Below are 18,329 nucleotides of genomic sequence, written 5' to 3' on the forward strand. Positions count from 1 at the left end.
CTCTACGAACTCTAAATTTCTCACGCTGTTCCCTTAACCGGCCGGTATATTGGTGCATCATTTGTTATCGTTTCATTGCTCCCGCACTTTAATATATCCGGTCAATAACTGCCCGGGCAGTCAGCTCCTTCATCCGCTTGGTCTCTTCTCCATGCAGACGCTCCAGTCCCTGGCAGAGCAGGTCAATGATGAACAGTTGTGAGATCTTAGCCCCCACAGATCCGCCCTCCAGCGGCGACTCCTTCCCGGCGGTCAGCAGTACAATGTCGGCAATGGAAGCAATCGGCGACTTCGCATAATTGGTCATGGCAATGATCTTGGCCCCGTTCTGCTTCGCCTTCATCAGCATGTCATTCGTATCCAGCGTGCTGCCGGAGACACTGATCCCCACCGCAACGTCCCCCTCCCCCATCGTAACTGCCATCATCGACTGGATGTGGCTGTCGGAATTTGCTTCAACCCGCCGCCCGATACGCAGGAAGCGGTTCTTGGCTTCCAGTGCTGTAATTCCTGAAGAACCTACGCCGAAGAACTGGACAACCCGCGCCTGGTCCAGATCGTCTACGGCCTGCTGCAGCTGCTCCCGGTCAAGCATGCCCAGGCTGGATTGCAGCACACCAACCATCGAGGCATACAGATGGTCAGCATAGTCACCTTCGCCTGCCCCCTGCTCGCCATGATGCTGGGCCTGACGCTTTGGCAGTCCCTGGGCCAGCATAAGCTTGAAATCTTGATATCCTTTGAAGCCGATCTTGCGGCAGAAGCGCATCACCGTAGTCTCGCCCGTTCCGGCGAAGTCAGCCAACTCGGTGACTGACAGATAGATCAGATTGTCCGGGTGCTCCAGCACACAACGGGCAACCTTTTGTTCTGATTTGGTCATTGAAGGATAATACGTATTAATTCGGTCATTCATTTCCATTGCGGTTCATCCTCACTTTTCTCGCCGCTGCTGCGAACGGCTGGGTAATCAGCTGCGGCCGGGTAATGGCCGAGCCTACCACCACCGCGTAGGCTCCCAGGTCCAGCGCAGCTTCAACCTGGGCGGGCTGGCTGATCCGGCCTTCGGCAATGACCGGAATATTCAGCCGCCGGGCAGCCTGTTCCAGCAGCTCTAGATTCGGTTCCTTCTGCTGCCGCGAATACGGCGTATACCCCGACAAGGTGGTCGAGACACAGCTGACCCCCAGCTTTTCGGCATAGACCGCTTCCTCCAGCGTAGAAATATCCGCCATGGAAGCGGCCGGGCTTCTTCCCAGCAGGTCTATGATCTGCTCCAATGTACACCCCCCCGGACGCTTCTGCAGGGTTCCGTCAAAAGCAATAATATCAGCTCCGGCTTCCAACAGCTCTTCTATCTCCCGCAGTGTAGGCGTAATGTAGACAGCGGAACCAGGGTAATCACGCTTCACGATGCCGATCACCGGCAGCGAAACCGCCTGCTTGATCGCCCTTACGTCTGCCGCCCCGTTCGCCCGGATGGCGATAGCTCCTCCCTCCGCAGCCGCTGCGGCCATCCGGGCCATGATCTCCGACCCGTGCAGCGGCTCACCCGGCAGCGCCTGGCAGGAGACAACTAATCCGAGGTGCAGGCTTTCTATTATACTTTTGCTCAGGGTCCCCACCCTCTCTCTTATATTATAATCAGTCTGCTTCAACCGGACACATACTGTACAGATAAGCCCACCTCAAACATCCGGTTCCACGGCATATAGCAGTCGGTAATCTTTATGCTTCCCTCCGGACTGTCGATCCGCAGCGCCAATTCCTCGCTCAACCTTTCCTGTACACGGGCAGCCACACGGCCGCGCGGCCCGTCAAGCTCATATTTGCCGTAACCCATCTCCTGCACGGGGCCCTCACTAAGCTCTCCCCGCACAACCGAGCAGTAGCAGACATCCTCCGCGTATCGGAGTGCCAGAAAATCCAGATGCGCCTGTGTCCGACCGCATTGCAGATAGATCACCGCTTGGGAGATGACGGTTCCGAGTGAGTTCGAGCTTGTGTTCCAGCCAGCGTAACCGGCCAGGTCGAACAGTATGTTCTTCTGACGCAGCATTTTGACCAGCTTCTGGTCGCCTCCATTGGCATAGCCGACATCGGCTACAGCTACCGGAATCTTCTTGTGCCGCAGCAAGTATGCACCATATTCCACCAGTTCCATCAGGTTCCGGTGTATATCATAGCTGAAATAAGCATGATGCTGCGATACCGCCTCCGCCATCGTCTCGCCCGGTGTGCTGATCAGCAGGACCAGATCCGCCTCTGCAGCGCTGGACGCGATCAGCCCGCCTGCGGCCAGAATCTGATACTTCAGCGTCTCATAGAAGAAACGGTCCTCGAACAGCGGCGTCACGAATGCACCCTGCACAGCGGACAAACGCGGGTAGATCAGCGGCCTCCGCCCTTCGGCCATGTTCAACATCCGGGCAAGCAGCGTACAGCCCACCTCATCTGCTCCCGGATACATATACACCTTAAGCTCCAGATCAAGCGCCATGATCCGCGCCCGTACCTTCTCTTGATCTTTGGCGGTATGCCCGTATGGAGCCGAGTCATCTTGCGGCACAATCATGAAGTCAATCACTCCGTCCCGGACCAGTTCCAGCGCTTGCTTGTTGGCTTCAATATTAACGGCTCTGCGGCCGAGATAATCCTGCAGCACTGCGGCCGGGAGCCGCTGATCAATATCGGCCAGCTCACGGATTTCCTCGTCGGTGGCAATTCCAAGCTCCAGCCGGTGGCCGATAAAGCCTTTGCGGAAGATCTCCCGGCCCCAGTGGGCATAATAATCCGGCTCCTCGTCTGATAGAGAATACTGCGGACAGCGCATAATCAGCTGGAACGCATACAGCTTAAGCTGCGGATAGCGCCGCTTGATCTCCCGCAGCTGCTCCAGACGGGCGTCCAGTTCATCGGGCTTCAGTCCATGCAGCCTTGACGGAATGATCCCGCCGTAGAGCAGCGTATCCAGCGCGACTACTGCGCTGTCCGCTCCTTCACAGGCAGCCTCGAACCAGGACCACAACTGTTCTACATCACCTGGTCGCTTCTTCAGCCCCATGATTACGGCAGGCGGGCGCTCCACTATATAATCTGTTCCCTGGGCCAGCAGATAAGGGAATTCATAATTGCAGGGCCGCTCATCCAGCGGGACCAAGATCAATTTCCTAGGCTTCGTCATGTCCGTTCTCCTCCTTTGTCTCCTCCGGCAGTTCGATCCCCAGCGCCTTAGCCGCGCGGACGGCCGGATCACTGCCAAGCCGTACGCCATAGCTGCGGCAGGCCTCCAGGCATTCATGGACTTCTGCTGCAGCCTGCGGCTCCAGCGGGTCCTCCAACTGCCTGCGGACCGCCCTCCAGAGCGCTGAATCTGCGATAGCCCGGCGCAGCCATGGCCCTGCTTCTTCGCCGAACCTGGCATTGTCTAATTCGCCAAGACGCATGACCGTCTGCTCCAGCCGGCTGAAATAAGCATCCAGCCGCTCGAGATCGCGCTCCGCCAGCGCATCGTCCAGCTCCGGGTAACCACCGGAGTACAGGCGGCTGTTCAGATTCTGGCGGCAGAAGAACAGCATTTCATCCGCCAGTTCCCCGGAGAATTCACGCACGGACAGCTCCCAGGACAGCTCCGGCATATAGCGCTCGCTGTTCCACATATAGTGGGACATGGTGGTGAGCGTAATTTTGGAGCATTCCCACTGGTTCATGGGATTAGCCACGACAGCTGTATGTCCGAGCTGGCCAAGCCGGGAGCTGCGCCCGCGCACCGGGTCAAGGAACAGCCGGTCCTTGTCGCAGTCATTTACCGGAATATTGTCCCACAGCCACAGCTCATGACCATAATAATTGAAGTTATCCGCCGCATGTTTGCGACCGATCTCCGGGGCGAAGACGAAGTAGCCGGTCCAGAAGACTTTGACTGCGGGATGAAGCTGCTCTCGGATATCCTTCTTGTACTCCGTATTCCAATACGACCAGTACTCTGAAGGACACATCGCCAGGGTGAAGTGCGGCAGACATCCGGCTAAGTAATTATAGACCCGGTTCGCCACATAGGCATGGGCTGCTCCGGAGCGCTCCAGGAACTGCTTGTTATCCCCCTTTAGCACATAATCAATGTCATCCATCAGAAGCGCGAAATGCCGCACCCCTATCGTGATCATCGCAGCAAGTTTCTCCTCCAGCTTCGCGAAGTCCTCCCGGCTGCGGAATTCCAGATCATTGCCCGGGCTGATACAATAGTAGAAATCTACCAGATGTTTGTCGCATTCCTGCTTCAGGTCATGAATCTTGTCGAACACATCGTCCGGGTACGGCTCACGCCACAGCTTCCGGTGATAGAGATCATCCTTCGGCGCGTACATGAAGGCGTTCATCCGGTGTTCACTGATGTATCTGACCGAATCCATACGGTCTGCGAAGCTCCATGGTACACCATAGAATCCTTCAATAATGCCCCTCACCGCAAAAGAAGGCTCATCCTCCACTGTAACCACCGGCAGGCGGCAGCAGTCCTCCTCCACAGTAAGCAGCCGCTTCAGCGCATCCAGACCGTATTTTAGCCCCCGTCGGTCCGATGCAGCAATGACTAGCTTCGCATCCTCTCCAATGACAAGGCGGTAGCCGTCTGCAGCAAGCCCGTCGTCGTACTCCAGCATCAGCTGTGCATTCCCCTTGTCGGCGGCAGCTGCACCCGGACCGGCAGGCTCCAGAATTACGATGCCGCCTTCCTCATGCAGCCCGTGGACGTCCTGATTCATCGCATACCGGGAAGCCAGCTCGCAGCGCAGCTGCGGACCCTCCACAATCAACTCTTTGCCTTGCGTATAATAGTCGCGGAACAGATACTGGCAGTCCCGTAACGAAATTCCCATTAAGTTGTTCCCCCTTAGTTACCCTTTAATTGCTCCGGCAATTCCTTCCATATAATACTTCTGTGTGAACAGGAACACGATGATGATCGGAAGCACCGAAATCATCGTCCCGGCGGCAATCCAGCCGAAGTTATAAGAGAATTGCCCGTTCAGATAAGTCAGCGCCGCGGCGAGCGGATACTTCTGCGGGTCGTCCAGGACAACAATCGGCCACAGGAAGTTGTTCCAGAACGCCATGACCTCCAGCAGCCCGATGACGGCAATCCCCGGCTTGACGAGCGGCATCACCAGTTGGATAAAGATCCGCAGCTCGGATGCCCCGTCCATTTTACCCGAATCCCGGATGTCGGCAGGAATGCCCAGGAACGTCTGCCGCATCAGGAAGATATTGAACACCGACACCGCTGCTGGAAGAACCACACCCAGGAAGGTATTGCCCAGCCCAAAAGCCTGAATCGTCAAATAATGCACAATCATAGCGGTAGCCGACGGAATAATCATGGTCGAGATCAGCAGCGTGAACACCAGATTCCGGCCCTTGAACCGAAAGACGGCCAGCGGGTATGCGGTCAGACAGGACAGCAAGATATTGAAGGCGACTCCGAGCAGCGTAATGACGACCGTATTCAGAATGTAACGCGGGAAATCCATGAAGTTCCACACCTGCACATAGTTCTCGAAATCGATGAAGGTCGGCAGAATGGCCGGCGGATTCGCAAACACGTTGCGCCCCGGCATTAGCGATACGCTGAGAAGCCATAAGAACGGCCCCATCATGAACAGGGCGAGCAGTATCAGCAAAACGTAATTAATCAGATAACGTAAACTGCGCGGCATCAATAGGAATTCACCCCGCCTCTTCGGTTGAGCCGGAATACGAGTAAGCTAAGCGCCCCCACCAGCACACTGACGATCAGCCCGAGCGCTGAGGCATAGCCGAAATTGAACTGCTCCAACCCTTTTTGAAAAATATAGACGCTTGAGGTCAGCGTGGACGTCCCCGGTCCGCCCTTGGTCAGTATGTAGACCTCATCAAATACCCGGATTGCCCCCATGACCGAGATCAGCGTGCAGAACAGAATATGCGGGCGCAGCAGCGGCAGCGTCACATGCACAATCAGCCTAACCGGCCCGGCTCCGTCTACTCTGGCAGCCTCATACAGGTCAGTTGGAATACCTTGAAGCCCGGCCAGGTAGAGCATCATGTAATAACCGAGGCCCTTCCACATCGTAATGAACATCAGGACATACAGCGCTGTGCTGCTGGTCGAGAGCCAGGAGACCTGCTCACTGAGAATTCCTACCTTCAACAGCAGATAATTGACCACTCCGTTATTGCCAAGCAGCCAGCTCCAGATCAGCGCCACTGCTACCATGGACGTTACAACCGGGATGTAGTAGGCGGCCCGGAACATTTTGACCCCCGGAATTTTACTGTTTACCAGAATCGCCATCAGGATTGAGAGGATCTGGATGACAGGTACAATCAGCACGTACACAAGTGAGTTCCATAGTGAAATCAGGAAATTAGAATCTTGGAAGGCCCGGGCGAAATTATCCAGACCCACGTAATGCGTCTCGGTAATGACCGAATAATCCGTTAATGAGAGCGGTATTCCGTATATAATCGGCCAAAAGGTAAACACCGCCAGAAACAGCAGGCCCGGTGCCATAAAAGCCCAAGCCGTAAACGTCTCGGACCGAATTCCTTTATACATCCGCTGCACCTCCCTCTCCTTCAAATAACCTCACAAAGTATGTCTTTAGCTTAGATGTTTACTCACACACTTTGCGGCGACCCCAAACGTATTATTTTTTTGAGGGGAATCCCTCATCCAGCTATGCTTAAGCAGCTTAGGAACCCTGACTTATGATGTTGTTAATTTCCTTCTCTACCTTGTTCAGCGTCTCTTTGATATCTGCGCCGTTCATCAGAATCTCCTGCAGTCCCCGCGTCAGCGCAGCGTTGATATCCGAAGCGCTTGGCACACCGACCATGTAATCAGTAGCCTTATCCAGACTCTGCGAGGATGCCACCTTCGCTTCAGCTTCCAGTGAGCCGTCCGAATCGGTGAAGAACGGGTCCTGAATTGAAGTCCGGCTTGACGGCAGTGTATTAGCGACTTTGGAGAAAGCCGTCTGGTTCTCGGCGTTCGTAATGAAGGCGGCGAACTCCACGGCTTCCTTCGGGTTCTTCGACTTCTGGGGCACGACCAGATTCATGGAGTTGGAGAGACGCAGATTTGCCTTGCCTGTCGGCAGCGGGACCGCAATGGTGTTCTTGTAGACATCCGGCGCGGAGGTTTTAATGAAGTTAATGAAGGTCGGTCCGGATAACTGGAAGGCTGTCTGCTCACCGGAGAAATATTGGATCTGCTTGCTGAAATCCGCGTCCTCCTTGAGCACCACGCCTTCCTTCATCAGATCACGCATCTGGGAAATCATCGCTTCGGCTTCCGGCGTATTGAACGCGGCGGCTGTCTTGTCTTCATTCAGAATCGGAATGCCATCGATCGGGAACAACTTGGAGACCAACTGCTGGGCATACCCGGCTGCTCCGGTCTTCTCATGAACCTGACGGGCCCACTCTACCAACTCCTCTCGGGTCTGCGGCGGGTTCGCGGGGTCGAGACCGGCTTTTTCCACCAGCTTCTTGTTCATGAACAGTACCTCGGTGCCTGTATACCAAGGAAGCGCATAAGCTTTGCCGCCGAGCACCGTAGAATTATAGATTCCCTCAAAATAACTCTTCGCTTGTTCATCCGTCAGATACTCACCCAGATTCAGCAGTGCCCCCTTGCTGCCTAACTGGCTGGCGAACTCGGTGTTCAGATTTACGACATCGGGACTCTTGTCGCTGGCCGTACTGGTCAACAGGCGCTGCGAGATGGCATCATACGGATAATCCTTCCACTCGACCTTCACTCCCGGGTGGTTCTCCTCATACTTGGCGATCAGATCATTGAAGTAATCATTGAACGTAGGCTGAAGTGCAATCGTCCAGAATTCGAGAGTCACGTCCTTCGCAGCAGCCGTTGACTGCCCGTTGCTTACTGTATCCGCTGCACCCTGGGTATTGCCGTTCCCTCCACAAGCCGCAAGCAGCATAAACATCGTCAGCAGCGCTGCCATAAAGCCCTTCCTGTTCGTTCTCACACAACATTCCCCCTTAGTATAAGTGTAAGGTGAGCGCTCTTCCCGCGTCAGTATTCCTGACTTGCTGCTCCTCTTCGCAATGAGTATAGCAGAATTTACATCAAAATAAAGTATTTTTTCTAAAATAAATTAAAAAGAGGAATATTTTTTCTTTATTGCGGTAGATTTTACCGCAGCAATTTCGCTAAAGGGTGAAAAATACAGAAAATAACGCAGCTTTCTTATGCCGCTTCTCAGCGTTGTCTCCCTTTTTCCCCGGATGCCTGCTTTCTGGCAGCATACATTCGGACCATGCGCACTCGCTCCCGCCGGCGCATTGTTTTCGATTTTTCGCATCTCGTTGATTCACCATATTGCTGATTTTCATCAGACGATTCAATGATTGAATGAACAGCAAAAAACTCCGTCTGCACCAGATACGTCTCCGGGCAAATCAGAGTTTTTAGATACGAGCCTCAGCATGTGCTTATTGAGCAGCAGCACCTGCTTGTTATCAAGAAATGAAAACTTACGTTCTTAATAAACGATAAAAAAACCATCAGCAATCAAATGCTGATGGTTCGTCATGCATACGTATGAATGGTAGATGAAGCTGAGGTGGAACGAGTCGGACATGACGACGCGAAAAGTACGCTTAATAAATTTGAACTCATGTGACCAACAAAATGAAAGAAACGATTAGATCGACTACAATTCTCAAGTGCATGTCGGTTGTGATTTTGCAGAGTATGTGTTTTTTCGGGACTTTCCAAAATCACATCCCCCAGTAATCTTGGCATAGTCTATCCGATAAACCGCAGGATATCGTCGATTTTCTTGCCATGAGAAATCACCCCGTAGTTCATCCAAGTCATAAAGTCAACCTCATACACGCAGCCGTACTTCACAGCAGAGAGCTGCTTCCATTCTTTTCTGTCCAGCAGTTGACGTTCTGCTCCAGCGGTTAAGGATTCACGGGTATCAAAAGTGATCAGCAGATGGTCCGCATCAAGCTGACTTAACTGCTCCAGTCCAATGCTGACTCTTCGCTCACGATGCGTCCACTTCTGTACATAGTGATGCGGGTTAAGACCGAGATCCCGGTAGATAACTGGCCCTACATAACCGCACTGATCGCCATAAAGCGTAATCCCCGAGGCTGAGATCCGAAGAAAAGCAACCGTTTGCTGCCGTACACGGCCATGCAGGTTCCTTCTGGCCTCGCCAGCTTTGTCTTCGTACATGTCAATCACTTCCTTCACCCGATTGGTTCTGCCAAGCACATCTGCGGCCGACTTCAAAATAGCACGCCAGTCTTCTCCGTTCTGCTTCACATAATATACGGGCGCAACCTGCTCAAACCGATCCAGATTCCATGTCTTGTATCCCATGTCCAGCATGATGAATTCAGGTACACGATCCGTCTGAAACTCGGCATCATGCTGACTGACATCGAATTCGGGGACATCGTCCAGCTGCAGGTAATGCTGTCTTCCCCAGGCATGATGTGAACCCTGCAGTACCGGCTTGACTCCCAGTGCCAGAAGGAAATCCTCCAGATAAGGAGCAAACACCCGGACCTCCTGTCGATGATGACGACGATACACGCCGGGTGTAATGCCAGCATATTGTTTGAAACGCCGGCTGAAATAATATTCATTGCTGAAACCTACATGACTCGCAATATCATGCAGACGGTCATCCGTTAATTGCAAAAGCTGCTTTGACCTCTCTAGTCGAACCGTGTTCACATAATCCAGTGGAAGCTGTCCTGTTAATCGCTTGAAATGCCTTGTGTAACTTGTTCTGGACAGGCCGGCTCTTAATGCCAACTCATCCACTGTAGACACTTGATCATAGTGAACATCAATATAATGTATAGATTGCCGAAGCCGAGTGCGGTCGTTGTGCAGCTGCAGCTCAGGATCATTTTGACGAATGATACTTTGAAACCACTGCTGGAATCGCATCTGTACATCCCATGTTTCATACAGGTCTGTGACATCCCGCTGCCGATACAGATGCTCCATACACTCCAAACATTCACTCCAAGGCGTATACGTAAATTCAAGTACCGACACAGCGTCCTCCAACTTAAGCTTACTTTCATTCATCTGCTGTTCCAAACGATCTGGTGTAGGCCTTGAACCCATCACCATGCGGTCAGACGCCATAGAAGCCCTATCCGCCATACTCATTGTGTAAAACTTCAACGCCTCTCCTTCCCCGCCATCAGCGGTTACAGAAAAAGAGACATCCGCCCGAACCAAACATATGGAACCGGGTTCCACACTTGTTTTGCCATTAGAATACTCCAATACACCCTTCCCCTTCACCACAATGATGAATGTATAAGCATTCTTCCGCTTGGCAGGATTCGTTGAACCTGTTTCCAACGGATCATCGACATATGTTATCCCTTGTAAGGAACAGAGCCACGGCTTGGTGATCATCTGCAGTATTGAAGCATACATTGTCCATCCATCTTCCTTATATGAGAATAGTTATCATTTAGATTCAGTGTAAACGAAAAAAGAAAGCTCTTCAAGCTGGGCTGAAGAACTTTCTCGATTTGAACAGCACCTTATGGCGTCATCTTTTCGAGCAAATCATCTATTTTCATTGAATTCGCGACGACTCCGCCGGACTGCCAGTGGGATCTTTCCATCATGTATACATGTTTATTTTTGACCGCAGGAAGTGACTGCCACAGTTTTCCGTCCAGCATCCGAACAGCCTCCTGATTTTCCTTGGAATCCCACGTTCCGTTGGATGGAAACACGATAATGTGGTCGGCATCCAGACTCGGAATGGCCTCTTCAGACAATATCTCTTGATATTCTTTCATATCACGTGCCAGGGGATGCGGTGTCAGCCCAAGTTCAGCGTAGATAAAACCCGTATATCGGTTGTTAAGCCCAAACAAAGCCAATCCTTTTTCAGCAACGTTTAACCTCACAACCGCCACCGTTTCATTCCCAATGGTCTGCTGTAATCTGGATTTTGCATCAGCAATTTTTTGTTTAAACTGTTCTTCAAACGCAGCACCCTTTTCCGGCTGACCTACAACATCGGCAACCGTAGTCAACACCTGATTGGAGTCCTGAAGAACGCTTTCCGGTAGACGGTAGGTTGGTGCCACTTTGCTGTATTGTTCGTACAGCGCAGCATCTACTCCACCATCCACAATAATCAGATCCGGATTGTACTGCAGGAGAGCCTCGGTGCTGCCCGTAATATCAAACTTCGGTACGTCGAGATTCAAATAGTCCTGTACTCCCCACGTGGGATGGTACCACTGCACAACGGGTTTAATATCCAGAGCTTTTAAATAATCCTCGACATATACACCCGCAATCCGCTGCGGATGAACAGGTATTGTCACTTCTCCATACTCATCCTGAACGACACGTGTCTCGGCTTTCGATGATCCCGTTTCGACATCGGTGTTCTTCTCCGCATCTCCCTGTTGTGCTGACGCTCCCGGTTTTGCACTGCAGCCCGATACCACCATGATAATGAGTAACAGCAGCACTAAGCACCCTTGAAACCCTTTACTCCGTCTTGCCATCATACGCTTCCCCCTATATGTAATCTGTAGATGTCATCATGAGAACACTTCAATTTATAATGATAATCATTCTCAAATAACTCTTTAGGTGAATTGTACATGATATGGACCTGGGCTCACAATACACATTTGAAGCCTCTTTTTTATACAAACGAAGCACCATGAACCAAACAACCCCCGCTATGAACGCAGGGGCAGTGTTCCTTGACGATAACTCTCCAGTAATTGATGCACAAAAGTGTCCTCTATTACTTCTTCCTGAAGCAAAAAATGGCCGATCAGTCCAAAATCATCGCTGACATAACCGGCTATCTCCGGGTCTCCTGTCAAGGATATCGTTTGTTTGAATGCAGTCTCCCTGATCTGCCGCAGCACTTCATCTTCGGCAGCTGCGGGTTCCCCGGCATATCGTTCATACGCCTGCATCCACTCATCTGCAAATGGAGCTTCATCACGCTTATCCAGATACGCCTCGATATCCAGTCCTTCGAAATGTTGATCATGAATCAGACGTCCATCCTGCAGCTCTTTCAGCCATGTGTTCACATCACTTCTGCTCATGATGTCACTCCTTCTTTGTCCTTCTTCAAATACATATCAGGGATTACAAAACGTTTCATCCGCTTGTTAGAAACGGCTGTGAAATGATCCAGTCCCCGTTCCTCGTATTCCTCAAGTACACATTCAAAAATTCGGGCAATGATGCCGCAATCGGCCAGAGCATCGTGTCTGTGGATCTCCATTCCCTCTATTTGCTATACCTCCTGCTCCGCCTCATTCCACAGTCTTGTAATCTGCAGCATATGGTTACCTGTATCCAAATCCATTCTGTATATATCGGGCATGGTGGTGCTCTCCCAGAACTCAAAACCGTATGCCGGATCATAATGCTGCAGAATCAGTGTCATCACATCCCCATGTGTGCCAATCACGATTTTTTCACCTGAGTGCTTGTGTAAAATTTGTTGAAGGATGTGAATGGCTCTGGCCTGAGCCTGATAACCAGACTCCCCACCTGGAAAAGCGAAAGAGGGGTCACGATAGAGCTGGCGTTTGGCTACATGAAAATGTTCATGTTGGACATGGGGGCCTGACAGGGCACGTTCACGTAAATCTTCCTCGGTCATGACAGGCTTTCCGCTTAGATCAGCCAAAGCTTGAATCGTATGCACAGCTCTGACATACGGGCTGGAGTAGAACACATCCATATCCTCCGAATATAACTGCTGGGCGATTTTCTCCGCATCCAGATATCCCTGCTCCGTTAGTCCACGCTCGCGTTCCCGTCCTTCGATGAACCTGGATTCCGCATGTCTTACCAAATACAAACTTGTATGAGCTGCTGTGCTCATTCCTCCACCCTTCCCTTCTTCTCAATCACAATCAGACAGGTACTGTCAGGCAGGGACACAGGTTCACCGTTTTCATCCATGAAAAGGACACGTTCTGCCAGCGCTTCGGTATAACCTTCCTGCAGGAAATGGCGCAGCATGATGATTTCCGCCTGCCGGCCCAGCGTTTCACGTATACACTGCTCATAGGCTTTCGGTGTAAATATGCCAAACTGCTCCTGAATCTCGTGCACATAGGCTTCTTCACCCCATGTATAGGTATAAAGAAACTCCATCGCGTCATTAATAGGCATCAGTACTTCCTGGTCCGAAAGACGTTCAAACGTAATCTCACGGCCTTTGAAATCTGCGGCATAACGTTCCAGCCAGCGCATACCGTCCGGCTCAAGGAACCGAATTCGACGCTTCTGCGTCTCCGGTTCGCTCATAATGCCATCCCGTATAAGGATTCGTCCGCCGGGGGAAAGCACCTGGAAAGCGCTCTGAAGCGCCGCCGCCACCGTATCTGTATTGAATCTGCGTCCATCCCGCTCGATATAAGAGTACAGCTCGTGCAGAATGGAGGAAAATATAACCGTATCCACGGAGCCCGGCTTTACCTCCTCTTTCAGCTCCAGACGCATCCCCTTTCATTACATGCCAGCGATGAGATTCCCGCTGTTTTTTGCGTTCCAGCGCTTCAATCACATTGGTCGAAATATCGATACCAATCGCTTCAACTTCCGGTTTCTCCTGCTCAATCAGATCCAGCAGCACACCGCCCCCCGGACCAATGTCAAGCACACGTCTGCCGACAATATAGTCCAGAAGCACTTTTTTATAATCCCCTGAACTGTTCATATCCGAGAGATATGTCTCTTCGTTGTGGAATCGGTCATAAGCATCCCGGCGCAGACCAAACAGATCAAATAACAGAAGTACAGCCTGCTCATATAGCGGAGATTTCTCTGCTTCAATACAAAAGGCAATCAGTTTCTCGGCCGCAGGCGAGAATTCAAAGGTTATAAATAACGTATCCGGCAGATCGGGATATCGCTCGATACGATGTTCAAGGTGGGGATAAGGCAGCCGTTCACCCGCAATAACCTGTTCCCAGCCATACTGTTCCAAATATTTTTCGATCATACGCTTCTTATAAATATTCAGTTTTTTGACACCCTTGTAGTCGTAATACATCGTGTTCATCAAAGGCTCGAAGCTGATATGACGTATATTCGTAAAGGAAGACATCCCAGCAGGATATTTATTTTCCACGCTCACTGCATTCCATCCTTCGCTGTGTAGGGCAAGCAAAAATACTTTCACCATCTCTTCCAGCGAAAAATCCTTCATGGCTGACTCAACATACCACAACGTGCGTGAAGCAAGAGGAGCCAGCTGCTGCTGCAACGGGAACTGCTGTTCAAGCTTGGCATATGTTTCATCCAGAGCCTCACCCTGCCGGATCGAACTGCTTCTCAGACGAGCTAATCGTTCTTTCACGCTCCAATCCGTATGTTCTACCCCTTCCACGATCCAATCTACAATCTGCTCCACTTCAAGCTGAATTTGTTTCCAAAGCCCGGGATCAACGGCTGAGATGATGCATTCATTCAAAGCCATCAGCAGGTTGCGAAGTTCGCTCCTGGTAATCCAGCCTTCGGTCATTAAAGACTGAAGCGGTGCATTCTCCGCAAACGGAATTTCCCCGCGAATATATTGTCCGATCAGTCCGTGTGTTGAAATTAAAATACGAGTGATCTCATGGCTTGGCGATACAATTTCAGCGGATGCGGTATCCTGTCCCTGAGAAGACACCTGCATCTCAGATGCTGCCTGCACCTGTGATTCCGGCACTCGCGCGAGTTCGTCTCCGCGTGTTTCGGCTGTATACAGGTCATACAGCTGCGCCGAGCCGATATTATGTACGAATAAATTAATGCCCTGATGCTGCCACGCTCTGCGCTGTTCTGGAGAACCCCCTTTTGCCGTTTCCGACCAGGCCAGTACAACTTCCAGCAGCTCACGCATCCAGAATGAAAGCTGAAGTCCATCCAGAACTTGAAGCGTACGCTCGGTGTAGTCCAATACCGCATTGGTATTCTGAAGCTCGGCGATCGAGTGAATGCGTTCCAGATTAATACGCGGCTTCTCAGCCGCCGCCAGGAGCTGAAGCCACTTCGGCTTGTTTTGTAACGACTGTTGTGAATCTCCTGATTGATAGCTTTGGATCGCTTTCAGCGCCTGCAGCATGGACCCTTCCCCCTCTTTATCTCATGATGTTATGGATATCGTTTCATTCAGCTGGCGGAGTCGGTCCCGCACATATTGAAGCAGCTCCTCCGCTTCCGCATCCGGCAGGCTTTCATCCAGCCGTGCTGCGGCTGCAGGCAGTACCCAAGACTCGATCTGTTCACGGGTGATGCCGGAAAGAGCGGTGTAATGCTCTATATAATGCTCCACCATCAGACTTCGAGCCCGTTCAAACCCTTCAAGGATCGCAGGTTCCGCATCGTCCGGGAGCTTGCCGCTCTTTAATATTACCCAGGTCCGGGCCACATCACCCGCAGGATCACCCGCCATTCCCGTCATCCAGTCGATAATACAATACTGCTCGCCATCCCTGCTCAACATCACATTATCAGGATGAAAGTCCCCGTGACAAACTGCTCGCTGCTCGGGCAAAACGGACAAGCAGTGCAGCAGGCGTTCCTGCTCCATATCAGAAAAGCTGCTTACACGTAGAATCGCATGCTCCAGAATCTTTTTCTGAGAAGGAAGTGTACTTCCTTCATCCTTTACAGAGTGCATCCTGTAATGATACGCCGCCATTCTGTGCGATAATAATTCCAGCTGTTCCGGCCGCTGCATCATCAGCGACAGCAGCGTTGTTCCTTCAAATCGTTCGAACACGATCCCTGATCGCTGCGCATCAACTATCCGTTTTACAGCACGAGGAACAGGCAGTCCCTTCGCATGTACCAGCTCACTGATGCAAAACTCATTCTGTACGGCCTCTTCCGAAAACCCTGCCCGGTATAATTTTAGAATCTGATCGTCTGCATAATGGTAGATTTCTGCCGTTCTTCCCTGTCCTATCCGTTCCATCGGTTTATCCCCCTGAGTAAAATCCCGTAATTAAGAACCCACGATTAAAATCCTGGCATCTTGTCATCTTGTATTTTTCTCACCATGTGCAGCTCACAGCACGCGTACACTGCTTTATAATATCTGCTTTATGACTAGAAAGGGCAGCTGTATGCAGCGATCATTCCGCTGACTTCAGATTTTTTCATGATATGAACTCGGTGCCCCTTACTTTGGAAAAAATCATCATATCCACCCCTGCCCCTGTGCGATCCTGCTTTATCCTGCGCAGTACCCCTTCTAGAGTGTATCCCGACCGTTCAGCCACCTTCACACTGCGTACGTTTCGGGCATCACAGCGAATTTCAAGCCGATTGGCCTGCAGGTGCTTGATGGCGAATTGTTCAATGCCGCGCACAGCTTCCGTGACCAAACCTTCGCCCGAACGGGAGGTCCTTATCCAGTAGCCGATTTCGAAGCAGCGCGCCTGCCAGTCAATCCGGTGCAGACCGCTGCTGCCGACAAACTCATCGGAAGCTCTATCACGCAGATGAAGCATCAGGTCACTGCGCTCCAGAAACTGCACTCTGGCTTTTCGAACATTGAATTCAGACTCTTCAATGGAAGGTATGTTCTCGGCAAAAGGAAGCCACGGCCGCAGCTGCTCGGCACTTTCCCGTATCGCTTCATTAACCTGTATGCCATCTCCGGGGCGTGGCGCACGGATCGTAAGACGTTCCGTGTGGAAACTTTCGGGGAAATCCAGCATAATCGGTCGAAATCCCGACGATAAGTCTGTCATGTAAACCTACTCCTCCACTTGAAAAATAGAATCGATAATCAGCGGCAGTTGATCTCTGACGGAAACGGCCCCAAAGACAGACCGGGCGTGCACTCCCTTTTCTCCAAAAACCTCTATCATTAGATCCGAAAATCCATTCAGCACCTTATGATGATTCTGATATGAAGCCGACGCGTTAATGAACCCCTGTACTTTCACTACTCGCTTGACCCGATCCAGTGAACCCAGCACATCCCGCACAGCAGCAAGCACCTCAATCCCCGTATTGCGGGCGAAGTCATACCCCTGTTCCGTCGTAAATTCCACGCCAAGTTTGCCGCGTTCATCCGTTTTTGGTCCTTTCCCTGACACATACATGATTCCGTTCACAATTACTGCATTCGCATATTTCCCAGCAGGAGCACTGGGCTGCGGAAGTTGGATTCCTAATTGCTGCAGCCTTGTTTCGATTGTATTCATAATCAGGACTCCCTCTCCATTTTCCAATAAAATGAAATGCTTCTCACTGTTATTATATAAAACTCTTCATTAAACAGGGAAGTTCTTCATTCTGTACAGGAAAGTTCTTCATTGAGTGAAGCTGGGTCCTGCAGCTCTTTCTTATATCATATTTTGTGAACTCCGTCCCGCTCATTGTACTCCTGTCTATATGTTCTTGGCGACATCTGCACCGTGCGTTTGAACATTTTGCCGAAATGCGAAAAATTGCCGAATCCCGCCAGCAGAGCAATATCCGTTATTGATGCCTCGCTTTCACGCAGCAGACGCTGCGCCTCCTTCACTCTTAGCAAATTCAGATAATCACTGAAGGTGAAACCTGTTGTCTGTTTGAAGAGCCGGCTTAAATAGTGTGGACTGATGCGAAATCTGCCTGCTGTTTCCGGCAGCGTCAGCGGATTTCGGTAGTTTTCATTCAGGTACCGGACAACAACTTGAATTTTGGGGTGCAGAACAGGGTCCGGATCATCCGTGTGGATCCGTCCCATGTGACGATGACGATACGTATGCAGCAGCAGCTCCAACGCCCGATGACGCAGCAGCATTCCGCTTCCCTCATCCGGCTGACGCATTTCTTTCACCATTTCGGCGACGATTGCCTCCGTCACCTTGGCGGCTTGGATTGGTAATCTCACAATCGGATTATCCCAGCAAAACGGCTCTATCAAACCTGCTGCTAAATCACTTGTAACCGCCATAGCTGCAAACAGCTCCGGCTGCAGATACAGCACAATTCGTTCATGGTCAGGCATACCGCTCTCCAGTGTTTTATGCACCGTATTGCGGTCTACGAATACCAAATCACCTGCTTTTACCCGATACGATCGATCCTTGATAAAATAAATACGTTCCCCAGAGAGCAGATAATACAGCTCATAATGATCATGAAAATGGTCAGCCGCCATAGAGTAGTACCCTATTCGTCGATCATATTCAATATGTAATAATTCCGCTGCATCATGGTACTCCGCACGAAGTGCTTCCGTCATATCCCTCTCTCCTTTTCACAATTATAGCAAAATATGCGG

At 51.2% G+C, this 18,329-nt stretch carries 16 protein-coding genes and 1 pseudogene; all 17 read right to left on the minus strand.

Going from position 1 to position 18,329, the window contains the following annotated elements; genetic code table 11:
* Nucleotides 1-88: 88 nt before the first annotated feature.
* A complete protein-coding gene (locus ABXS70_RS13665) occupies nucleotides 89-922 on the minus strand; it encodes a MurR/RpiR family transcriptional regulator (protein ID WP_342555720.1) in 834 nt (277 codons plus the stop codon).
* On the minus strand, nucleotides 909-1,616 hold the full coding sequence (locus ABXS70_RS13670; protein ID WP_342556314.1) for an N-acetylmannosamine-6-phosphate 2-epimerase: 708 nt from the start codon (nucleotides 1,614-1,616) through the stop codon (nucleotides 909-911). Before ABXS70_RS13670 ends, ABXS70_RS13665 begins: the two co-directional genes overlap by 14 nt.
* A gap of 38 nt (nucleotides 1,617-1,654) precedes the next feature.
* Nucleotides 1,655-3,184: a DUF4127 family protein gene (locus tag ABXS70_RS13675; RefSeq protein WP_342555719.1), complete on the minus strand. Its 1,530-nt coding sequence runs from the start codon at nucleotides 3,182-3,184 to the stop codon at nucleotides 1,655-1,657.
* The gene (locus ABXS70_RS13680) at nucleotides 3,171-4,877 is read right to left on the minus strand and encodes a beta-N-acetylglucosaminidase domain-containing protein (protein ID WP_342555718.1); all 1,707 of its coding nucleotides are present in this window, start codon (nucleotides 4,875-4,877) and stop codon (nucleotides 3,171-3,173) included. The genes ABXS70_RS13675 and ABXS70_RS13680 overlap by 14 nt, the downstream gene beginning before the upstream one ends.
* Before the next feature lie 18 nt (nucleotides 4,878-4,895).
* The gene (locus tag ABXS70_RS13685) at nucleotides 4,896-5,714 is read right to left on the minus strand and encodes a carbohydrate ABC transporter permease (protein ID WP_342556313.1); all 819 of its coding nucleotides are present in this window, start codon (nucleotides 5,712-5,714) and stop codon (nucleotides 4,896-4,898) included.
* Nucleotides 5,714-6,595, minus strand: coding sequence for a sugar ABC transporter permease (locus ABXS70_RS13690; protein WP_342555717.1), 882 nt, complete (start codon nucleotides 6,593-6,595; stop codon nucleotides 5,714-5,716). Before ABXS70_RS13690 ends, ABXS70_RS13685 begins: the two co-directional genes overlap by 1 nt.
* Nucleotides 6,596-6,731: 136 nt before the next feature.
* Nucleotides 6,732-8,033, minus strand: coding sequence for a sugar ABC transporter substrate-binding protein (locus tag ABXS70_RS13695; RefSeq protein ID WP_342555716.1), 1,302 nt, complete (start codon nucleotides 8,031-8,033; stop codon nucleotides 6,732-6,734).
* A 782-nt stretch (nucleotides 8,034-8,815) separates the two neighbouring features.
* Nucleotides 8,816-10,486 (minus strand): helix-turn-helix domain-containing protein, encoded by a 1,671-nt coding sequence (locus ABXS70_RS13700; protein WP_342555715.1) that lies wholly within the window; start codon nucleotides 10,484-10,486, stop codon nucleotides 8,816-8,818.
* A gap of 110 nt (nucleotides 10,487-10,596) precedes the next feature.
* A complete protein-coding gene (locus tag ABXS70_RS13705) occupies nucleotides 10,597-11,586 on the minus strand; it encodes an ABC transporter substrate-binding protein (protein WP_342555714.1) in 990 nt (329 codons plus the stop codon).
* A gap of 177 nt (nucleotides 11,587-11,763) precedes the next feature.
* A complete protein-coding gene (locus ABXS70_RS13710) occupies nucleotides 11,764-12,144 on the minus strand; it encodes a hypothetical protein (RefSeq protein ID WP_342555713.1) in 381 nt (126 codons plus the stop codon).
* Entirely contained in the window at nucleotides 12,141-12,326 is a 186-nt protein-coding gene (locus tag ABXS70_RS13715) for a hypothetical protein (protein ID WP_342555712.1), read from the minus strand. The genes ABXS70_RS13710 and ABXS70_RS13715 overlap by 4 nt, the downstream gene beginning before the upstream one ends.
* A gap of 12 nt (nucleotides 12,327-12,338) precedes the next feature.
* Nucleotides 12,339-12,935: a histidine phosphatase family protein gene (locus ABXS70_RS13720; RefSeq protein ID WP_342555711.1), complete on the minus strand. Its 597-nt coding sequence runs from the start codon at nucleotides 12,933-12,935 to the stop codon at nucleotides 12,339-12,341.
* Nucleotides 12,932-15,167 (minus strand): annotated as a pseudogene (locus tag ABXS70_RS13725) (class I SAM-dependent methyltransferase). The gene ABXS70_RS13720 and the pseudogene ABXS70_RS13725 overlap by 4 nt, the downstream one beginning before the upstream one ends.
* Nucleotides 15,168-15,188: 21 nt before the next feature.
* Nucleotides 15,189-16,022 (minus strand): aminoglycoside phosphotransferase family protein, encoded by an 834-nt coding sequence (locus tag ABXS70_RS13730; protein WP_342555709.1) that lies wholly within the window; start codon nucleotides 16,020-16,022, stop codon nucleotides 15,189-15,191.
* Between the two features lie 184 nt (nucleotides 16,023-16,206).
* Entirely contained in the window at nucleotides 16,207-16,803 is a 597-nt protein-coding gene (locus ABXS70_RS13735) for a GNAT family N-acetyltransferase (protein ID WP_366296344.1), read from the minus strand.
* Nucleotides 16,804-16,809: 6 nt separating this feature from the next.
* Nucleotides 16,810-17,262 carry a RidA family protein gene (locus ABXS70_RS13740; RefSeq protein WP_342555707.1) on the minus strand — a complete coding sequence of 151 codons (453 nt, stop codon included), beginning with the start codon at nucleotides 17,260-17,262 and terminating at the stop codon, nucleotides 16,810-16,812.
* Nucleotides 17,263-17,408: 146 nt separating this feature from the next.
* Nucleotides 17,409-18,290, minus strand: coding sequence for an AraC family transcriptional regulator (locus ABXS70_RS13745; protein WP_366296346.1), 882 nt, complete (start codon nucleotides 18,288-18,290; stop codon nucleotides 17,409-17,411).
* Nucleotides 18,291-18,329 lie beyond the last annotated feature (39 nt).

The organism is Paenibacillus sp. AN1007 (genome assembly GCF_040702995.1).
Taxonomy (GTDB): domain Bacteria; phylum Bacillota; class Bacilli; order Paenibacillales; family Paenibacillaceae; genus Paenibacillus.

Bases quoted from the DNA above. Each gene is read 5' to 3' on its own strand.
- ABXS70_RS13705 (WP_342555714.1), bottom strand. From the start codon at position 11,586: ATGATGGCAAGACGGAGTAAAGGGTTTCAAGGGTGCTTAGTGCTGCTG.
- ABXS70_RS13740 (WP_342555707.1), bottom strand. From the start codon at position 17,262: ATGAATACAATCGAAACAAGGCTGCAGCAATTAGGAATCCAACTTCCG.
- ABXS70_RS13715 (WP_342555712.1), bottom strand. From the start codon at position 12,326: ATGGAGATCCACAGACACGATGCTCTGGCCGATTGCGGCATCATTGCC.
- ABXS70_RS13735 (WP_366296344.1), bottom strand. From the start codon at position 16,803: ATGACAGACTTATCGTCGGGATTTCGACCGATTATGCTGGATTTCCCC.
- ABXS70_RS13730 (WP_342555709.1), bottom strand. From the start codon at position 16,022: ATGGAACGGATAGGACAGGGAAGAACGGCAGAAATCTACCATTATGCA.
- ABXS70_RS13685 (WP_342556313.1), bottom strand. From the start codon at position 5,714: ATGCCGCGCAGTTTACGTTATCTGATTAATTACGTTTTGCTGATACTG.
- ABXS70_RS13665 (WP_342555720.1), bottom strand. From the start codon at position 922: ATGGAAATGAATGACCGAATTAATACGTATTATCCTTCAATGACCAAA.
- ABXS70_RS13745 (WP_366296346.1), bottom strand. From the start codon at position 18,290: ATGACGGAAGCACTTCGTGCGGAGTACCATGATGCAGCGGAATTATTA.
- ABXS70_RS13690 (WP_342555717.1), bottom strand. From the start codon at position 6,595: ATGTATAAAGGAATTCGGTCCGAGACGTTTACGGCTTGGGCTTTTATG.
- ABXS70_RS13675 (WP_342555719.1), bottom strand. From the start codon at position 3,184: ATGACGAAGCCTAGGAAATTGATCTTGGTCCCGCTGGATGAGCGGCCC.
- ABXS70_RS13680 (WP_342555718.1), bottom strand. From the start codon at position 4,877: ATGGGAATTTCGTTACGGGACTGCCAGTATCTGTTCCGCGACTATTAT.
- ABXS70_RS13700 (WP_342555715.1), bottom strand. From the start codon at position 10,486: ATGTATGCTTCAATACTGCAGATGATCACCAAGCCGTGGCTCTGTTCC.
- ABXS70_RS13720 (WP_342555711.1), bottom strand. From the start codon at position 12,935: ATGAGCACAGCAGCTCATACAAGTTTGTATTTGGTAAGACATGCGGAA.
- ABXS70_RS13710 (WP_342555713.1), bottom strand. From the start codon at position 12,144: ATGAGCAGAAGTGATGTGAACACATGGCTGAAAGAGCTGCAGGATGGA.